General features: G+C 60.1%; 1 protein-coding gene (only partly in view). It reads right to left on the reverse strand.

All coding sequences use genetic code 11. The annotated features are described in order from the left end of the window. Nucleotides 1–21,698, reverse strand: partial view of a CARDB domain-containing protein gene (locus NZK35_RS20125; protein WP_259634319.1) — the 3' portion only. Its footprint extends 20,245 nt past the window's final position; 21,698 of the gene's 41,943 nt are visible here — the last part of the coding sequence; its start codon lies beyond the right edge, outside the window; the stop codon is at nt 1–3.

A 21,698-nucleotide genomic window follows, 5' to 3' on the forward strand; every position in this document is an offset into this window, starting at 1 on the left:
TCAACCGAACCCGAGTTTCCGGATCGGCTGGGATGTGGAATGCGGATCCGACCACAACATGTCCGCCAGCTCTTGCCATTTGTCATCCGACGCGCCGAAGACCGAGTCGATGCACCGCGCGTGATCGGGCTCCTCCTCGTCTTCTTCACGGCGGTTCGGCTTGATCAACGCTGCGAAGGAAAGGGAGCTGAGGATCGCCAGGGAAATTCCGGCTCCCAATTGGACCGTCGAGGGACTGGCCGCGGCGGCAAGGATCGGCAAGGGTTGCGAGCCGGCGGCGAACAGGTGGCCGGCTGCAGTTGTCGGCACCCAAACGAGCGTGTCGGCGACAAAGCACTTGATGTACAACACACTGGTCAGGTCGGTGACGCTGGAAATCGTCGTGGCAAACTCCAATGTCGTGGCGAGGTCCAAACCGGCCATGTGTCCGAAGGCCATTCCGCCGACCGCGGCGAGACCGCCCGGAGCAACGGCGGTCGCGGCGTAGCCCAAACTGCCGCTGCGGGCATAGGCGGCCACGCCGGTCGCGGCCAGCCCGCCGATCATCGTCCCGAGCGCCGATCCGGCGCGGTGTCCAAAGTTGTACGCCTGGAACAATTCGGCTTTCGAGTTGCCATCGCTGGTGAGCATACCGATCGAACCGCCGATTAGACCGAACGTCGCGCCGAAGGGATTGGTGACACCATTGATCGCCCCCTTGAATGCGTCGTTGAACGTGAAAGTCTTTCCGCTCAAATCGGATCGAATGTAGGCATCGACCACGCCGTAGGACGCACCGGCAAACAAGATGACGGCACCGGCGGTACCGAACGTGGCGACCGTCGCGACGGCGGACAAACCCGCGATCGCCAGCGTGGTTCCTTTCACGCCGAACAGGGTGTTGTTATTCATGCCGTCAAAGCCGGCATCGATAATGGACGCCCCAAGATCGTTGTTGAAGTGATAAACGAACCCGCCGACCATCACCACACCGAGATTCAGTGTGTCCGTCAGCGCATTGGACAGGATCGTCGTGATCTCACCCATCAACGTTTCTTTGAAGTTGAACACCCATGGGTGATTTTTGACAAAATCGACCATCTCCTGCGTGCGGTTGGCGACGCCTTCGGCCCAGTTGGTGAGTTCCTCGATCAGCACCGGAACCAACGCATTGCCGTACGTGTACAAGCCGAATGAGTCGTTGTGCACCAAGACAAAGTGATCGGTGCCGGGGAGACGCACGTGATAGTTGTGCTGCTCGGCGACACAGAAGTTGTAGACCGGCACCGCAGCCGATTGGTTTCGCAGGATCGATGTGATCGTTAACGCCGCTCCCGCGGCGTCGAGCAGCTGATCCCCGGGCAACAGGTCTTGCGCAAGCACCCAGCGACCGGGCAATCCCGCCGGCCGTTCGACCGCAGCAGTTTCCGCTTCATCGCGGGAAACGACGAAGAACGGGTGCCCGGCGGTGGTGCTGAGGCTGGAGTTGCCGATCTGGATGTCGAGCAGTCGCTGCGGATCGTTGTGGTACGTTTCGCTGACCGTGGCCGCGATGGTTGCCGGTTCTGCCGGCAGCCCGATGTCGCCCGCTGCCCCGGTCGACGCAATGCCGATCATGTCCAGTGCACTCAACTGTGCCGCAGCGACGCGATCGCCGGCGACGACTGTTTCGATTCGTTTCGCCGTCCCGTCGGCCATCAAGACTTCCGTGCCAGCGGGGAAGCAGTACTGGTCGACCGCATCAGCGCCGGCCATGACGTATTGCGTCATCAATCCGCTGCCCGAAATCGAGCTTCCCGGCGTGATCGAACCCAACGTCGCCGACTGGATTCCCCGAAACGCGGCAGCGGCAAGTGTTCCGGTTTGGTCGACCGCGACCGATGTCACCGCGGTCGCGGCGATCGCGGCAAGTTGCTCGGCGCCACCGGCGGTCGGCAGACTCGGGGGCGTTCCCATGAACATCGGAACGCCGATCGGCGAATGATCCAACATGCCCGGCGTCCCGCTGACCGCGTTGGAGGTATCGGTGTAGTCGACCAGATGATCGTATCGCCCCGACCCGCTGAAGCTGATCGCGATGTCGCCGTCAACATAGTTACCTTGTTGCGTGACAGCTAGATCCACCGCTTCGGCAATCGCGGTCGTCGTCCCGTCGACGGTGCGAGTCCCCGTAACCGAGCCCTCGACGTCGGTCGTTCTAGAGAAAACGCCGGTTTCGGTGTTGGTCGTTTCGGTTTCCGTGAAGGTGTCTTCGCCGGTCAGGTCAACGGAAAAGACTCCCGAAGCATTGGAGCCGGATTGCGTGAGGGTGTACGAATCGGTCCCGGTCGTCGTACTCGTTGCCTGGCCGGTCAGCGTTTGCACATCGGCCGTCCGGCTGTAAGTTTTCTCGCCGTTGCCGGCCAGATTGGATTGCCCCGCGGCGCCGCGGTCGATGACCTGGGTGAAGGAATACGTTTGGGTGCCGGCGGTCAGATGCTGGAAGATTCCGGTGATGTCGTTGCCGCTGGTATCCGTTTGCGCGACGTCGGTCGAGGTGGAATCAAAATCGACTTGAATGCCGCCGACCGAACCGTCTTGCGTCAGCGTGGTGGTCGTGGTCGATGCGGTCTGACTGGTCACCTCGCCGGTGACCAGATTTCCGCTTCCGGCCAACGTCGACACACTGGTCACCGCGTTGGCGGCGGTGTGGTCATGCAGCCCGTCGGTGGTCAGGACGGTTTGGGTCGTGGTGACGCTGGACGCGGACGTTCCGGTTTGCGTGTACAGTCCCGTGATCGAATTCCCGGATCGTGTCTCCTCGGAATCACCGGTCATCGATTCGTTGACGGTGAGCGTGGTTCCGGCGGTGTCGGTCAATCCCCGCGTGATCGTCCCGGACGAATCCGATTCGCTGGACCGTTGGAAGGTACCGACGACTCGGTTTCCGGTTTCGGTTGCTGCAGACGTGTCGCTGATCGTCGACGTGGCGGAATACGTGTCCGTTCTTGTTCCCGATTCGGTCAGCGACACGGTTTGCGAGGTAGAATCGCTGGTCGAGTAGACTCCCGTGATTCGATTGCTGGTCGAATCCGAACTCGATGTGCCGGTCTGGCTGACCGTCTTTTGATCGGTTCCGTCGACATAGGTGGTGGTTTTGGTGTAATCATAGCTGTCGCTCGATTCGGAGGCCGCCGTCGTCGCGGTGGTAATCGTGTTACCCGACGAATCGGTCGCGGTGGTCATCGACGTCGTTTCGGTCAGATGAAACGAACGGTCGCCGATCGTGCCGGACTGTGTGGTGGACGACGAATCAATCGACTCGGTGGCGTCCGCAAACTCTCCGGTGATACGGTTTCCGCTGCCCGTACGCTCACTCGATGACGTGGACGTGGTGCTACCGGTGATCGCTCGGTCGCTGTTGGCTTCCGAGAGGTCTTGCGTCGAAGTCGATCCGATCGTCGTGGTGACTGTGAACAGTCCCGTAATCTCGTTTCCGATTTGCGTTGTCGATTCGGTGTAAGACTCGTCCGTGGTACTGGAGGAGGTTTGGGTCTGGTTGGTCGTGCTGCCCGTTCCGGTCGTCGTGACTTGGAGCGTGTAGGCATCGGTGTATTCTCCGGTCGTTCGGTTTCCGGACCGGGTGCCTTCGTTCGATGTGGTGGATGTTGAGGTGGCGGTGGAAGAAAGCGTCTGGTTGACGGTCGCCTGATTGGTGGTGACGGTGCTGGTCGCTTCGATCGTCGTTTCGTAAGTGCCGACCCGAGTGTTCCCGGTTTCGGAGGTCGTGGACGATTCGGTTTCGACTTGACCGGTCGTCGTCGTGGTTCTGGTCTGATTGGTAGCCGTTCCCGATGCCGTTGCCGACGATTCGGAGACCGTTTCGGAGCTGTAACCGCCGGTAACGTGGTTGCCCGCTGCGGAAACCGTGGTGGTGACCGTTGCCGCCCGGGAGAGTGATTCGGTGAGTGTTTGATTGCTCAGCGTCTCCTCCATTTCGATCGTGTCGACGGACTGGCTGGACGAGGAATAGCCGCCGGTGATCGAATTGTCGGATCCAGAACTCGTATGGATGCTCGTCACCGTTTCGGTCAGTGTCACGGTTTGGGTTTGATTTGTATCCGTTTGCGTTAGGGTGCTGGACTCACCTCCAGCGGATGAATACGTGACGGTTCCGCTGAACTCGTTGCCCGTCGTCGTCGATTCCGACGTGCCGGTGGATTCCACGTTGACCGTGCTGGTCAGCGTCTGGTTGGTTGCCGTTTCCGTTTCGATGCTGCCGTAGGACGACGTGACGGTCTCGATGAACGCACCGGTGACGCTATTGCCTGATCGAGTGGTGGTCGCATCGGCGCTGCTGGAACGGGTGGTCGCCAACTCGAGCGTCTGGTTGGAACTGGTTTCACTGCCTGATCCGTTGACCGCTTCGGTGGTGGTGCTCGAGAAAATTCCGGTGATCGAGTTGGAGGTGCTGGTGGTGTCCCCGGTCGACGTACTGGTGAAGGTCGTGGCGACGAACGCATAGATTTCGATCGGATCCAACGCCCGGTTGGCCTCACTCGTGGTTCCCGCCGTCGTCGTTTCGGTATGAATCACGGCACTTTCGGATCCGGCGATTTCGTTTCCGGTCGCGCTGGAGTCGGTGACCACTGTGGTGCTGGAAGTTTTCGACCCCGACAATCCGTTGAGCGCGAAGGTCTCGGTGAAGGTGGATGCCGAATTGCCGGTCGTCGTGGACGAATAGTCTCCGGTGAGATGGTCTCCGGTGACGACGACCGTCGAACTTGAGGAATCGGTCGAGTCATTGCGGGTATTCGGCCCCGTCAGATTCGATTCCGACGCACTGCGTCCCGAGGTTGCGTTCAGCGTCGATGCATAGGTTCCGTCGATCCGGTTTCCGGTTTCAACGTTTTCGGTCACGGTGTCTTCGCTGAAGGTCGCGTCGATTACCCAGACTTGGTTGTTGTCTTGTTGGCTGCCGGTGGCCTCGGATGTCGTCGTCGAATTCGAAGCGTACTGTCCGGTGATCAGATTCCCCGACTCGTCGGTCGTCGTCTCGGAATGAATGCTTTGGTTGCCGGAAACCGTTAGCGTCTGATTGGTCATCGACGAGCCAACGGTCGTTTCCGAGACACTGCCGGAACGGGAAACGAAGACTCCGGTGATCGAGTTGGATGTCGAGTCGGATGAGAACGTCGATTCCGTCTCCACGGTCTCGTTCGTCGTTTTCGTTTGAACCGAGCTTTGAGATGTGGTTTCGTCTTGTGAAGCGCCGATCGTATTGGACGTCATTGCCCCGGTGATGGAATTCCCCGAAGAAGTCGCGGTCGAGTTGTTGGTGAAAACCGTGGTGACGGTCGAACGGGTGTCTTGATTGCTACTGATTTCGGTTCGCGTTCCCGTCGACGTGGAAACGGCCGTGCTGCCGAAAGCGCCGGAATAGGCATCGTTGCCGGAATCCACATCGAGACGCGAGCTGGTCGTTTCGTGGATGCCAACTGTCAGCGACTGGTTCGTGTCGGTCTGGGTCAGTGTCACATCGGAAAGCGTGAGCGTGTCGATGTTCGATGTCCCGGCGACCGAGTTGCCGGTTTCCGATTCGGTCACGTCCTGAGTTTTGGTCGCCGTCGCGTTGATCGTGAGCGGACCATTGGTGCTGGTGGACGTTCTGACCTCGGTCGATTCGGTGATCGATTGTTTCGAGTAATCGCCAGCGACCGCATCACCAGAACTGCTGGATTGATACGAACTGTCGACGGTCGTCACATAGTTGACATCCAGCGTCTTGTTCGTGTCCTGCCCGACGAGCTCGGATTGCTGGGATCCGGAAAGCGAGTCGGCAAAAACCCCCGTGATCGAATTGCTGGTCTTCGTGGCGGTCGATTCAAACAGGGAAGTTTCCGTGACCGAGGCATTCAGCGTGCCGTTGGTGACCGTTTCGAGACGGGTTCGGCTGCCGGAGTTGGTCGTTGTCGAGTTGGACTGGCCGCTGATCGAGTTGTTGGTGAAGACTTGGGTGCGACTGACCGACTCGGTCACGGTGGCATCGACCGAGAGCGTTTGGTTGGCGATCGAATGCACGACCGAACTGTCGCTGGTGATGTCGTTGGTACCGGTGCTGGTCCCGAGCACGGAATTTCCGGAGGCGGAGACGTGGGTGGTTTGCGATTCGGTCGCCGTGAAGGTTTCGACCCTGCCGCGGTTTGTTTCCGTCTCCGCAGCGGTCGATTGATGACGGGTCAATTCGTCTCGCGTGAAGATTCCGGTGATCGAATTGCCGTCGTAGTCGGTGACCGTTTCGCTTTGCGACGACGTCGTATTGGTGGATTGCAACAGCTGATTGGTCAATTCGGTCGTGCGGTCGGACTGAATCGTTGAGCGTGAGACGTACTGGACGCTCCCTTCGATCTGGTGTTCGGCGCGGGTGGTTTCGGTGTCGGTCTGGTCCGTGATCGAAATCGTCGTGGTCTGCGGCCCGTTGGTGGCTGTCTCGGTTTGGGATACGGTTTCAGAGGCCGTCGACAGGGTGTCGAAGACGCCGATGATCAGGTTGCCCGAGGAGGAACTGCTGGTCGACGCCAAATTGACCGAGCTGGTGGTCGTGGAGAGCGGTCCGTTGGTGACGGTCTCGATTCGCGTGGTTTCCGATTCACCCGTTTCGCCGCGGACGACTTCACCGCTCAGGTTATTGCCCGACGATTCGCCGAGCGTCGTTCCGGAGCTCTCGATCGAGACCACATTGACGAGCGATTGATTGGAAATCGTTTGATCGGATTGCAGCGTATTGATCGTCGTCCAGGCTTCCTGGTAGTGCCCGGTGACACTGTTTCCGCTCCGCTCGGTGGTCGTTTCACGACTGGAGAACGTGGTCGCCTCTTCTTCGTAGGTTTGATTGGTCACCAGGGTGCTCGTCGTGACCGATTGCGACGTCACCTCGTTGCCATCGTAGTATCCGTTGACCCGGTTTCCTCCGCTCAGACTGGACGAACTCGCGTCGGTCGTCTCGGTGGTCTGGGTCGTGCGTTCGCCGTTGACCGTGGTGCGCGCGACGACGATTTCCGAAGTCCCGGACCGCAGCTCGGAATAGTTCTGTGTGAATTGGTTGCTGAGCCGATTGACCTGAGTCGAGCTGCCGCTGGTGGTCAGTGAAGTCGTCGTTTGATCTTGATTGATCGCGCTGACTTCGATTTGCTGGGTCAGCGTGGTGTTTTCTTGGCTGGTCGTTTCGCCGGTGACACGATTGACGTATTCGGTCCCACGCCCGATGGCCGTCGTGCCGATGTTACGAGTTTCCTCGAGTGTCTGATTGGTGCGTGTGACCTGCTTGCCTTCGTCAGAATTGAAGTTGGAGTGGATCGTGAAATCGCCGGAGAAGCGGTTCCCTTCTTCGGTTGATCGTCGATTGGAATTAGACGAGGCGGACTCCTGCTCGGTCAGCGATTGATTGGTATTCCGTGAGGAAGAATCGGAATCGGTTTCTTCGACCGTCGTGCGAATCAGGTCGCCCGTGATTTGATTTCCATCCGATTCGACGTGCGTTTGCGTCGTCGAGTCGGCTTCGCTGTGGGTCAGACTGGAGACGTTTCCACGCACCGAACTGGAATCACGAGTCACGGTGGAGTCCGAAACGGAAGCAAAGACCCCGGTGATCGAATTCGAAGACGTCGTGGAAGTCGAATTGCTGACGACAATCGATTCACCACTGACTTGTTCGGGGCGAACCGGATTTTCGGTGTCGAACGGTTCCCGCGAAATGACCAGTGGCCCGTTGGAGGAAATGGTCAGGTTCTGCGACCGGCCGGAGGAGGTGCTGCTGTGGTCGGTCTGGCCGCTGATCGAGTTGCCGGTCGACGTCAGCTGCTGCGTCGAGGTCGAGCTGGTCCCCGCCCATTTGCGTGACGTTTGATTCCGCTCGCTCGTTTCGGATTCGGATTCGGTATTGATCGTTTGATTGCTTGTGAAGCTCCCGACGATGCTGTTGGAGGTCGAATCGGCGACGCTGACGGTCGACGACAGCGATTCCATTTCGGTTCTCTGAGCCACCAGCGTGGACGTGGTGAGCGAGGCATTCGACGTACGAGTTTCTTCTTCGGTCGACCGAGACTGCGTCGCCATCGCCGTGGAAACCGCGTTCCCCTGGATCGTGGATCGGTCGGAGGTCTCGGTTCGCAGCTCGGAGGTTTCTCGGTAGTCTTGATTGCGAACCGTTTCGCTTCGGACGACCGTTGACGTCCCTTCGACTTGTCGCGAGTAGTCACCGGTCAGGGAGTTCGAATCGGTGTTGATTCGGTCGGTGCGTTCGGACAGGATCTCGGCGGCGCTCGAATGTGTCTGGTTTGTCGTCCGTTCTTGCGATGTCGTCTTGGTTTTCGTTCGTTCGGATTTGTCGACGTTGCCGGTTCGCGAGCTGCCGGTACCGCTGAATCGCGTTTCCGATTCGACGTCTTCGTCGCTTTCGGTTCGCAGCGGCCCGTTGGTCGTGACTTTGGTGGCGATCACGTTTGCAAACGTAAAACCGCTGAATTCGAACCGGCCGCTTTTCGCATTCCCTTCCTTGTTCGATTCACCCGTGGTTTCCGTCGTCGAGTTCGAAGTTTTCGTCTGTGATTGATTGGTGGCGACGATGGTGGTCGAATCGTTTGTCGACCGGTCTTCGTTGATTTCGAAGTCACCGGTCTTTTTGTTTCCTCGGGTGACGACGTCAAGATCCCGGTTCCCTTCCGATTCGGTAGTCGTCACCGCCGTCTGATTCTCGGTGCGATCACTCGACGTGTAGCGGGTGCTGCGGTTTTCGACATAGCGATAGTCACCGTCATAAAAATTACCACGCTGCGTGACGGTCGCCCGAGTGGTGGAATCCTGCAGTGATTCTGAAGAGGATTGTTGATTGGTCGTCTGGGACGTGACCTGCGATATCGACAAATCCGACGAGACGAACACAAACTCACCACCCACGTTGTCACCGGTTCCCTGCAAGGTGGAAGTCGAATCGGCGGTCGCGACGGAGTTGCTCGTCAGCGTTTGGTTGGTCTGGGTTGTCTGGGTGTCCGACGAGGAGGTGCTGGTCGTCAGGATGGTAAAACTGCCGAGCAGGTCCCCCGACTTGGTCGTGAACGTGTTGGACCGGCTGGTTCCCGTGGTGGTTGTATCGCGGGGACCGTTGTATTGCCGCTGTTCAAGAATGTCGGTGGTGACATCGCGCGTGATGGTGAGATTGTAGTCGTCGCGTGAGACGGAACCCGTCGAGCGGAACGAAGATTCGGTCTCGGTGCGATGCACGAATCCGTACGTCTGACGTCCACCACGATGATCGACCGAGGAGAACGAATCGATCGTGTAGTCGCGCGTGATGGAGTCGATCGGGCCGAATTCACGCAGGACTTCGAGGCTGGTTTCGAAGCCTTGAATCGTGAAATCGCCAGCGAAGCTCGATCCGCTGCCGCCGACCAAACTATCGATCTGCGACTGAAGATCACCGTCGATGAAACGTTCCCCGCTCGTGAAGTAGTCCGACGTTTTTTCGGTCGTGAGCGTCCAATCGAAATAGCCGTCATCGTAAGTTTTTTCGTCAACGAAGTAGCTTGTCGAAAAGACCTCCGTGTCCGAGTCTTCGGCGAAGGTCGTGGTGCTGAAGCAGCTGGCGCCTTCGCTGAACCCGTCAAATCCGGTTTCATAATGATCGACGATCAGGGATCCGGGCGTGAAGTTCACGGGATCGAGGCGTCCACCGGAGATGACCTTGCGGATGTTGATCGACGACCCGCCGCCGGATTGGCTGGCATTGGGCTCGCCCTGACCGTCGCTGCCGGCGGTGGCAAGACCGTAGGAATACACGAAACCTCCATATCCGACCGAGACAACGTCGTAGACTCCGGTGGCGCGATCAATGGTCGCGCGGGTCGCCAGACCGGCCGATCGAATCTCTTCCTCGCTCGGCGGATCCACGGAGCAAGAAACCCCGACTTGATCATTTTCCGGCGGTTTGATCGGTGAGGCGAAGCTTTGGATCGACGGCAGAATTTCGTTCCCTTCGTCGTCGACCGTGACGAGCTTTTCGATGTCCTCTTCGTTCACCGTGTTGACGATGTTGGCCAGCGAGACCGCGATGCCGCCGGTTCGGTTCTTGTGGTCGGTGATCTGAACGGTGATCGCGTAGGGGCCTTCGCGGTCGTACTGATGTTCCGCCACGACCTCAAAGCCCAGCGGTAGATCATCGATTGGCACGATCGTCCCTGGGGCGAACGTGCCATCTCCGAAGTCGATCGACGCGCTGAATTGATCTGCCTTCGCTTTGGGGTCGCCCGCGATGAACCGTGCGAGCGCCGCGCCGCCTTCACGCTTGAACACTTTGTTTTCGCTGAGATTACGGCGTTCGAAGGCGTAGATCAATTCGCCGGTCGGATGAACCGGCGGATTGGCGCGGATCACGTGCTCACCATCGGTAAAGACGATTTGCCCGGAGTTGTTGAGGATGTCAAATCCTCGGATATCGTCGATTCTGCCGATCCCAGGCAAGAACTCACCCAACGTGAGGACACGATTGAGCCCGACGAACAGCCGATGATCCAGGGTGTCGTTTTCAAAGTCACCCGGGAAAAAGCTGACCGTCTGAAGGCTTTCCCTTCCTTCGCTCATCGCACTGAAGGAAATGGTGAAATACGGGGTGCCGGGTTCGTCGCCGACCTTGGGTCCGTTGATTCCGACCGGGCCGTCGAGGATCGCTTCTATCGATCCGACGTCTTCGCCGTTGACGTCCACTTCGTTGGTGTCCAGGGTTCCGTCGCCTGAGATGCCCACGACTTTTGCCCACTTTCCGTCGCGGGCGTTGATGATGTAGACGCCTTCTCCCATCGGTCCGTCACCGGCGACGGCGGCGTACCCGCTATCGCTGATCGCGGCCCGATCGCCATAAGCCGTGAAGTCATTGCTGCTCGTTTCGTTCAGATCGAAATCGACGATCGTCACATCACCGCCTTGGGTCGTGTAAACACTGTGGCCCGTGTCAGCCATCATGGCGTAGCTGATGGGGCGATCGATCCCGACCGACTTGTACGGCTGGCGTCCCTGATGGCCGTACGTCACCAGATTCAACCCCGGGTCTCCCGCGCTGCTGTTCGTGCTGGCGACGAAGATCGATTGCCCGGCGTTGTTGACCGATGCCGAGTGCGGATAGATCGCGACGAAAGGCGTGACGTACAGTTGCGGCACCCAGATCGGCGCGAGCGAGGTCGCCAACGAGACCGCGTTGAGGACATCAAAATTGAAGTTGTCGGGGTCCTGGAAGACGTTCCAGACCGGATTGACCGGAGTGTAGTACGTGCTGGACCAAACCGGATTGAGCGTCCAGATTCGCGGAACGAGCTGGAACGAGGCGCTGATCGCAAATCCCACGGCGCCCGGCAGAAGGCCCCCAAGAAGGGTCACCAACTGCAAATCGATCATCATCGGGTTGCCCCAGCGAAGCCCGGCGTTGGCGATGCCGAGATCGCCTACCCCGATTTGCGTTGGCGTCCCATACCGATCACCGCCGAGCACACGCTCGCCGTTCCACAATTCGGCATAGGTCAACAAGACATCGGTGAAGGTCAGGATCGGGACTCCCATGATGGGCATGCCCAACATCGCCGCCGCATTCATCTGCCGCTGGGCGAAAATGCGATCCTGGTCGTTGATTTGAACGATATGACTGAACAGGGCACTCGGGATTCCGCCGGTCCCGTTGTTGGGCGGCTGTGAGACTTGATTGCCGCCGCCGACAAAGCTTTCCGGCACCAGCGACAACGCGCCGGTGTCTTCGCTCCAGATGTACAGGAAATCGCTTCCGCCGTTGGTGGTCTGGAACGCCACGTTGCCCTTGTTGTTGATCGACACGCCGCTACCGATCTCACCAAGGTTGTCGGCGACGAGATCAAAGCTGTAGTTGGACGGTCTTGCCCGCAGGATGATCTCGACGACGCCTTCGCTGCTGGCTTGCGGCGGTGGACCGGCGACTGCATTGACGGAACGATCGCTGGGATCTTCACCATCGGCAGCCGGGGCCGCGGGCGGCGGCGGATCGCCCGACGGCGCCGGCGGTGCGACTTCTCGCACGGTGTAAGTGAAGGTATCAACGACATCGATCCCGTCGGCTTGCAACTGTGCGATCGTTGCACTGACGCTCGGGTCGTAACTGAAGCTGCCGTCGGGATACACGATCACCCGCGCGCCGTATTGGCTGAATCCATCGAAGGAAGCTTCCAGGATTGTTCCGTTGCTGGCCGCGTCGGGATCGCTGTCGTTCACCAGGACTCCGTCGGCGGCGGACACCTCGATCTTTTGCGTCGCAACGGTCCAGAAACCGCGTTCGATTCCGTCGGTACCGGCGATCGGTGCATCGTCCACTCCGATCACTTCGATCCGCACCGTCGCGATCGATTCGGCGCCCCGTTCGTCGAGCACCACGTACTGGAACGTATCGATTGTCGTTTCGCCTTCGGCCAGTTCCGCGAACGCTCCGGATGGATCGTAGTCGAAGGTTCCGTCCGGCCGCAGCGTCACGAGTGCACCGCCGGCGCTGAACAGGTCGGTCTGACTGGGGTCGATCAGCAACGGTGGCGGCGAATCGATGTCGCTATCGTTGGCCAACAGACCATTGGCCGTCGTGGTCGTCAGCAAGCCGTCGGCCGAGACGCCGCTGTAAAAGTCGTCGACGGCGGTCGGGGCGTCATTGACCCCGGTCACCAGCAACGTCACCCACTCGGTCGCCGAGGGGTCGAAACCATCGGTAACCCGAATCAAAAAGCTGTCGCTGGTCGTATCGCCGGGGCCCAAGGATTGAATGCCGGGCGATCCGGATGCGTCGTAGACGAACGTGCCGTCGGCGGCGATGACTACGGTGGCGCCCTTTGAACTGGTCACCGATTCTTGCACCATGCTCAAATCCGCATCAGCGGGCAAGCGATCGATGTCGGTCGCCCCGGCGAGCAACGATTCGAACGTCCCTCCGGCGATCTCGCCGTCTTCGCTGATCGTGATCGACGTCGGCGCGGCCGTAGGAGCGAGATTGATGCGGCTTTGCACCCAGACTTGCGCGACAGCGGTGTCGCTCAGCCCCGAAGGATCCGTGACCGTGTAAGTGATTTCGTCGAAGAGATGATCACCGGCCGCCAAGTTGTCGAAAGCGGCCACCCCGTTCGGATCGTAAACGAAATCACCGTCGACCAGACGCACCGACGCTCCGCGCAGACTGGTGGGCGCGATCAATGTCACGGTCAATCGATCATTGACGTCGGGGTCGAGGTCGTTGACGATCAAATCGGCCGGATTGATTGCGACGGGAACGCCGGCGCGGGTGAACAGCGTCGGCGTCAGCTCGGTCGCCAGATCGTCCACCGCGGTCGGACCGGCGTTCTCTCCGCTGATGGTCAGATAGACGGTCGCCGTCGCAGGTTGATTGCCGCTATCGCGCAGCGAGTACGTAAAACTGTCCGAGACCGTTTCGCCATCGGCAAGCGAATCAAACACGCTGCCGGGAGTGAACGTGAAACTGCCGTCCGAGGCCACGTTGACCGCGGCGCCCCATCGTGTTCGCGGATCGAATGAATCGATCTCCGACACACCGACCGCGTCGTTGGCACGCAAGCCGTTTGCCGCGCTGACCGTTAGCACCGTCGAAGCGGACGAGGAATAGTAGTCGGTCACGGCAACCGCAGCGGCCGGGGAGGGAACCTGCATGGCAAGTTGCAACGCGCGCGTCGTCGCCCCTTGAGACAAGTCCGCGACCGTGGCCGTCGCAAAACCGGCGGTCGGCGCGGTGTTTGCCGTGTAACCGAACGTCAGCTGCTCTCCGGCGCCCAAACCGTCGACAGCCGGATCGATCGCGGCCAAGCTGATGAAATCCGATCCGGGAACAAACGAGACGCTCCAAGTCGGGGGAACGACCAGATCGGTGACGGTGACGTCCACCGGGATCGGAACCGAAATCGAATCGAGACGTCGCGAGAGTTCCGCCGCACCGGTCGCCGTGATCACGTAGCGGTACTCGTTTCCGATGGGCGTGACGCCGGCTTGCAGCGTGGGCGCCGCGGAGGAGTCGCGCGTCCATGAAACTTCGGCCGGTTCACTCGGGCGTCCCAGAGCGTCGATCGCGGAGAAGTACAGCGTGTGTTCGCCGTCCGGGAACGGAGCTCCATGGATCGACTCGATATCGGTCGGCGTCAGCGTGAAATCACCTGCATTCAGGTAATCGTTCAGGTCGTACACACGTCGCGTGAACGTGGGATCGGTGCTGACGATCGCGTTGGCGATCGCATTTTCGGCGCGCAATTGGCCTTGGACGATTGGCGGCGTCAGCGTCCCCTGATCGATGACGTCGAAGGTGAATGTCGGAGGAAGCAATTCGCCGCGCGTGAACACGAACGTTTGTTCGGTGATGTTCCCCGCCGGGTCTTCGCTCGTCACCAGGAACTCGTTCGTGCCGACTTCCAAATCGACGACGAAGAAGAACAACCCCGAAGCATCGATCGTGGGCGTTTCGTTTTGTCCGCTCATCGTGACGCGGGTTCCCGGTTCCGCCGCACCGATCAAGTTGACTTGGTTGTCGGTGGTGTGATTCGCTCGGACGCTGCTTCGGTGGAATTCGAGCATCTCCAGCGTGACCGCCTGCGGGGGTGTTGCATCGATGGTCAGCACCAACGGATCGGACGGTCCGGCAAGATTGCCCGCGGCGTCTTCGATGGTCGCCGTCAGGTTGTAGGTTCCCGAATCGAGTGCCGGCAACGTGTACTGGGCGACTCCGGTGGACAGGACTTCGCCGACGAACTCTCCGCCGGCAAAGAACTTGACCAGGGCGCCTCGCTCGGCGAACAAACGAACGGTCGGTTCGGTCTGGGCGGTCAGATTGTCAAACTGATCGTGCCCCAGATCGTCGGACGTGACCAGATCCGGCGGGGCTTCGATCGGTGGACCCGTACGGTCGAGATCAAACTGAAGCTCGGCGTTGGATTCATTGCCCGCCGCGTCGGTCGCGACCATCGACAACAGATGGCGTCCATCGGGCAACGTGTCACCGAACAGCAGCTCCAGTCGTGCCAAGTCGATCGAAAGCAGGTCTTCATTGAGCGCCGACGTGATGTCGATCGGCGCTCGACCGTCCAATGATCCGACCAGTGACACCACATCGGAAGCATCTCGGACCAGACCTCCGATCGTCGGATCTTGGGTGCGGGTGTCGGTGTCGCTGCGTCCGGTGTCATTGATCAGATCGATTTCGAAAATCGGTCCGTCTTGATCGACGAACACGACGTCCAGGTTGACCGTTGCCGCGTTGCCGGCCGGATCGGTCGCCAACACTTGCACGGCATTGGTGCCGGGTGTCAGCTGGACGCCTTCGATTTGGAACCGGTCAAACTCACCGGCCACGGTGAAGTTCGGTCTCCCGACCAGCTCGAGTCGGGTGCCGCGTTCGGCCGTGCCGACGAGGGTGACCGTTGAAGTCGTGGTATGGAAAGGGCTTCCCAAATCGGCTCGTTGTTGTGCCGCGAGCAACCCGACGGTCGGTTTGACGAACGTGTCATCAAACGTGATGAATCGCGGCGCGGTAAAGAAGCTGACATTGCCGGCTGCGTCGATCGCTTGGGCGACAAATCGATGCCGCCCGCGCTCGCTATCGGCCGACAGTGTGACGATTCCGCCGGCATCGGCCCGGTCGACTTCGTCACCGTCGGCAAACAGAATGACCTGGGCGTCCGCGGCGTCGACGCTGGTGACAAACGTCAATGTCGGGCTGTTGGTGATCCCGTCGCCGGGAGTCCCCGAATCGGTTGCCGGGTCGAGTCGAAGCGGCGCGGGCGTGTCCGGTCGGGTCGTATCAAGCGTGAAGACAAATTCGGCGAGTTCGGAGACATGACCGACCTGGTCCGCGGCACGCATGCGGACGCTGACTGGACCGTCATCGAGTCGATGACCGGCGATCGTTTCGAGCACGCTGCGATCGAGTGTGAATGCATTGTCTCGCAACGACCCCAGCGTATTGACGAACGCGCCGGCGTTGACGCTGACTTGGAAACTGGTGATGCGACTCGCGTCGTCGACCCTTCCCGTCACGGTCGGGTCCTTTGTCAAACGATCGCTCGCCGAAACCCCACTATCGTTGGCCAGTTGCAATTCGATTTCCGGAGCCGACAGGTCGGGAGCGTCGTAGGTCGTCGAGGCGTCCACCTCGATCGGATTACCCGCCAAGTCCTCGGCGACCACGCGGAATCGATTCAATCCGTCACGAAGTCGGACTCCGTCAAAGCGATAGCTGCCGTCAGCGGCGGCGATGGTTTCGCCGATCGCCGTTTGCGAGTCCAGGCCTCGATACAGGAACACGGTTGCGTCGGCTTCGGTCAACCCGCTGATCGATCCGGCATCCGACCCCGCGCCCGGCAACGCAATCTCCGACGTCAACGAATCGGGCGCCGTGGTGTCGATGACCACCGTCAATGCGTCACTCTGCGTGCTGACGTTCCCGGCGACGTCGGTGATCGTCGCGGTGATCTCGTGCGTGCCTTCGTTGAGCCCCGTGAGCGTGACCTCGCCGGGCCCGTCGGGCAACATGAATTGAGCATGCGGGTTTCCATCGACCAATACATCGACGGTCGATGGTTCACTGACTTGCAGTCCAAAACTCAGCTTCGTCGTGCTCGTGATTGCGTCTTGATCCTCGCGTCCCAGATCGGAATCGGGCGACAGCGTCAAACGGGAAGGTGCGGCGGGGGCCGTCCTGTCCAGAACCAGACCGACCGATCGTCTGGCCGAGGTGTTGTCGTAAACGTCGACCGCCTGCAGTGTCAACGTGACATCTCCATCGTCGAGCGGTTGGCCGATCGCGTTTTCAATGTCCGTGGATGTCAACGTAAACGTCGCTCCGGTCAACGAAGCGGTCACGTCTGCCGGACCGTAGGAGGTCGTTGTGGAATTCGCCGCCGAAACCACGTTTACCGACAGGAACAAACCGGCGATGGCCGACGCATCGTTGATCGCACCGGACAGCGTCGGTTGCGAAGTGACGGCGTCATTGAAATACAGTCCGGTGTCGTCCGATAGCGTGACGGCGATTTCGGGCGCGTCGGATTCCAATCGCGGCCGGAACAAATTGATGCTCCGCTGGCGAGTGTTGCCGAGTGAATCGGACGACGAAACGGTCAGCGCGTTGGGACCGAACCGCAACGGAACCGCCGAAAGCGAGAACGCGCCGCCGGCATCCGCGGTCGTCTCGATCCCCGTCCCGGTCAAACGGACCACCGCTCCGGGTTCGGTCGTGCCGACCAGAGTGACCGAATCGAGATCCGTGGTTTGATCGCCGATCACGCCGGTATCGCTGGCCGGGTCGAGATCCAGCGAATCGATCTGCGGCGCCGTCGTGTCGACGGTGATGGTCAGCGTGCCGGTGACCGGACTGCGATTGCCGGTCGGATCTTCGGCGGTGGCGGAAAACGTAAAGGTTCCGTCGCCGAGACCTGTCAAATTGAGCGGGAAATCGACCGGGCTTGCGGCCACACCGAGCGCGATTTCTTGATCGCCACGGTATAGACGAACGATGCTGCCGGTTTCCCCCTCGCTGCGAATCACCACATTGGGATCGCCGACCGTCACGCCCGACACCTCGCTGCCGTCGGTCTGCACCAGCACCGGCGTCGTCGGAACGGGCGGCGCCGTGTCGTCGATCGTCAATTCCACATCCAGCGGATCCGAAACGTTCCCGAATCGGTCGGTCGCGACGAGCGTGATGACATGCTCACCTTCACCAAAGGCCTGACCGGCGCGGGCGAAAAGATCCGCCAATGGGAACCGGAACGACTTGTCGGCCGAAAGTTCGGCGACCATTTCGATGTCCGCAGATCCGTTGATCGACATCAAGAGGGAGCTGACATCACTGACATCGTTGATGACCAGCGAAAACTCGGCGTTGCTCTGGTAGGATTCGACCAGCGGCAGCGCGTTGTTCGGCAGCGTGACGGCGGCGATGATCTGCGGCGCGACGAAATCGGTCGTCAGGGTCAGCCGATTGCGCCACGCGACAAAATCATGTCGGTCAATGATTCCTTCACCGGTCAAATCGCGGTGCCGGACATAGCGATCCGAATCGGCATTGGAATTCAGACTGTTGCGGATGTCACGCCAATCTTCCACCTCGACTTCGTTGTTGCCGTTGACGTCGCTGAGCAGCCGATGGAACGGCAGCGGCAAATAATCCCCGCCGAACTCGGGACCGGTTGCCAGCGTCTGCAGTCGGTTTGCGGCGCTGGCGATCCCCGCCGTTCGAAGTGCGAGGTAATACTGCTTGTCCTGCTGAATCAGTCCGTCGACGTCCAAGTTCAGCTGGTAGGTCCCCGAGTCGTAGGTGTAGCGCGACGGATCCAGACGAATCTCATGACCGTCAATGTCGATGATAAAAATGTCCGCGGCGGGGTCGATGATCCAGGCGTCTTGATTGAATGTGACTGTCAGGGTGTGAATCAGCGAGCGCTGGACTTCCCCACGGTTGACGATAAACTCGACAACGGACATCGGTTCAACAATCACGGACTCGACATCCAAATCCAGCGATTCGGTTTTGACGACCGAATCGGCTGTTTGATCGGTCGCGGTGACCTGGACTTCTAATTTGGCTTGCCCCGACCATCCGGCGGCAGGAATCAAACTCAACGCGTCGAGTTCGTCCGGTCGCAAGCGATAATGACCGTCGGCGACACGTGTTCCACCGCTGAGGGTCGCACCTTGAGGCAGCGCCTGAATCGTGATCATCACTTCTTCGCTGCCATCGACATCCATCGCGGCCGCAGCGATCGACAACGGCAACTCGGTGTCCTGTGGTCCCGACGTCTTCTCGGTCGTCAACAGCGGGTCATCGGTGATCGGCGCGACCGTCAGACTGACAAACGCCTCGCCGGAAACAAAGCCGTCGAGATCCTTGACCGTGTAAGTGAACGAATCGTTTCCGGAGTAGTCCAAATCGGGCGCGTAGGTCACATGGCCGCTGCCGGGCGTGACAAAGAGCTGTCCGTGCGAGGGGCCGGACGTGATGGTGAGTGTCGACGGATCCAGCAACGACTCGTTGTCGACGTCGTTGGCCAAGACGTCAAAGACCACCGGCGTGTCTTCGTCGGTCGTCACCAAGTCGGTGTTCGCCACGGGGGCGCGCAACTGGCCGGTGACCAGGAACACGTTGTCGATCTTGACCTCGCTTTGAGTTTCGGCGAATCCCAACAGATCGAACGAAAGCACGGCCAGGGTCCCCGCCGGGATTGCGGTCAAATCGATTTGGACCAGCAAGCGATCTCCCGAAATCATTCCACCGAGATCGGCGGACGGATCAGCGGAATCGGCATCGCCCACCGTTACCGACGCGGCTGCCGTGTACGTTCCGTCCGAAGCGATGTTGAGTAGTGCGTCACTATTGCCGATGGCCAGTTGACCGGCCAACGGCGCCAGGGATGTCGCGTCCAACAGGGCGGCTTCGAAGGCATCTGGAGTTCGCGCATCGGTGGCGGAAAGGTTCAAACCCGCCACGGTGAAACGCAGGATCGATGCATCACCCGGAACAAAGAAGGCTTGCCGCACAGACGTCCGCTCACCAAGCGTCTCGTGAAGGGTTGCGATCCCGTCGTCAAACGAGACGTCTCCGCGGACGCTCCATTGGTCCCCCGCGGCATCGAACAGTCCGTTGCGGATGGCGAACGCCGCGCCGTCGGTCGGTGCCAGCGAAATCGGAATCAGCGTCGGCGGATCAACCTCGGCGACGGGTTCCGGCGCCGGCGTGATTCGCGTGTCGGTTCCCGTCGACGGATCGACCGGGGTTTCTATCGTGGGCGGCGTCCCCGAGACCGGATCCGGCTGGTAGATCGGAAACAGCGGATCGGTCACGAATCGATCGGTCAACGACAAGGCGGCGAAATCGGACGTGAATCCGAAGTTGGCGGCCAACAACTGCGAATCCGCGACGGTGATCGCGCCATCGGAATCAAAATCCGCGTAGGGGTTGTATTCCAGATCGCCAATAAAGGTGCCAAAGGATTCGAAGATCAATTCGCTGTCGAGTCCATCGACGGCACCATCCCGGTTGATGTCACCGACGACATCCAAGAACAGCTGGTAGCGTCCGTCATCGTCTTCTGACGCTCCGCGGACGTCCAGCACATACTGATCGGCGCGATCGATCGCGAACAACGCGACGGTGCGGTCTTCGTCGACGCTCCGTGCGATCGGTGAAAGCCCGGCGATGCTGGGTGTTCCCGCAACAAATGGACTTCGATACCTTTCCACGATCACCCGCACCCAGACGACTTGTTCGCCGGTCGAACGCAACTGGTCTTGATCGATCGTAAAGGCATACTGATGTGTCTGCCCGGCTTCGAGTTCGTTGATGATTTCGGCGCCGCTGAAATCGATCGCCCGGCCGAGATCACCGGTCAGGGGAAGCCCGCTGGGGTAGGACGTGTTTTCGCCACCGATGCCGGTCGCCACCGTCAACGCGCCGCCGCTTTGCGACTCGTAACCGTAGCGATGCAAGGAGGCGGGCGGATCTCCGGTCGGCGGCACCGCCACCGCGGCGACTTCGATCAGCCGACCGGCCTCGTCATAGACGTAGTGCAAGTCGCCGAGACTGGAAAGCGCGGCCGGCAGTCGGATCGATTCCACACGCCCGGCGTCGTCGGTGACGATCGGAATGAACGTCCCGTCGGAAAAGCTGATCCCGCTGTCGCTGAAGTGCCAGACGTCACCGTCGGGCCAAACCTGCCGCGCCAAGCGACCGCGTCCGTCCAGCACGTCGACTTTTCCACTCGGGTCAGTCAACCGATAGGCCTGGCCGCCCAACACGTCGTTCGCCGGATGATAGGGCTGGCCGGTTTCCTGGTCATAGTAACGATTGCCACCGGCGACGAGTAATCGATCGAGTGATTCAAGTGCAAAGTCGACTCCATCATCGGCCTCCCAGTTCGGCCGGTAGAACACGAGCGAGTCGTTCTGGCCGAACGGCTGGACGGCAACCGGTTCGAACGTGAATCCCCCGCGGGTCCCGTCGGGCAAATCCAGATAGACGCGGTCGCCGGCGGACAGCGCGGAGTAAATGCCGATCGATTCGAGGGCGATCGGATCGACGCCAGCGGCGCGTTGCTGCGGCGTGGTGCCGAGCTGCAATCGAGTCTCGCCGAACGTGAAACGCCAACCGTCGCCGAGTCGTCCGGTCACGTTTTGCGCCAGCGAATCGTACTGACGGGTGAACTCAAACGTTTTCCCGCCCACCACGATCGTCGCGTCGACGTCCGTGCGGACAAAGGCGTCGGTTTTGACCGCCGAATTGATGGCCAAATCGATTCTCGTTTCGCTGCCCCGGCCGCTGATGTCGCGTGCCGACAGCCGCAGCGTGTAGATGCCGTTGGCAATCGTGGCCGGATCAATCGTCGTCAACACGAATCCGTCACCGGTCGATTCACCCTCGACCAGTGGGCGGAAATCATTCGAACCGCGTGATGCGATTTCCAGCACCCAGCCGTCCAGATTGACATCGACGACCGACGCGATCAGATCGATCGGTTCGATCGCCGTCGTCACGCCACCGAAAGAGAGCGCCAGTTGAGGAGGCGTCTTGTCGGCGGAATCTCGTACACGAAGGGTTTCGGTGGTCGAACCGACAAAGCCGTCCACATCCGCGGCTGTCGCAACGAGCGTTTGTTTCCCGGGGACTCCGGCGACGATCTCGCCTCGTCCGTTGGCAT

This window comes from Stieleria sedimenti (genome assembly GCF_025060895.1).
GTDB lineage: Bacteria > Planctomycetota > Planctomycetia > Pirellulales > Pirellulaceae > Stieleria > Stieleria sedimenti.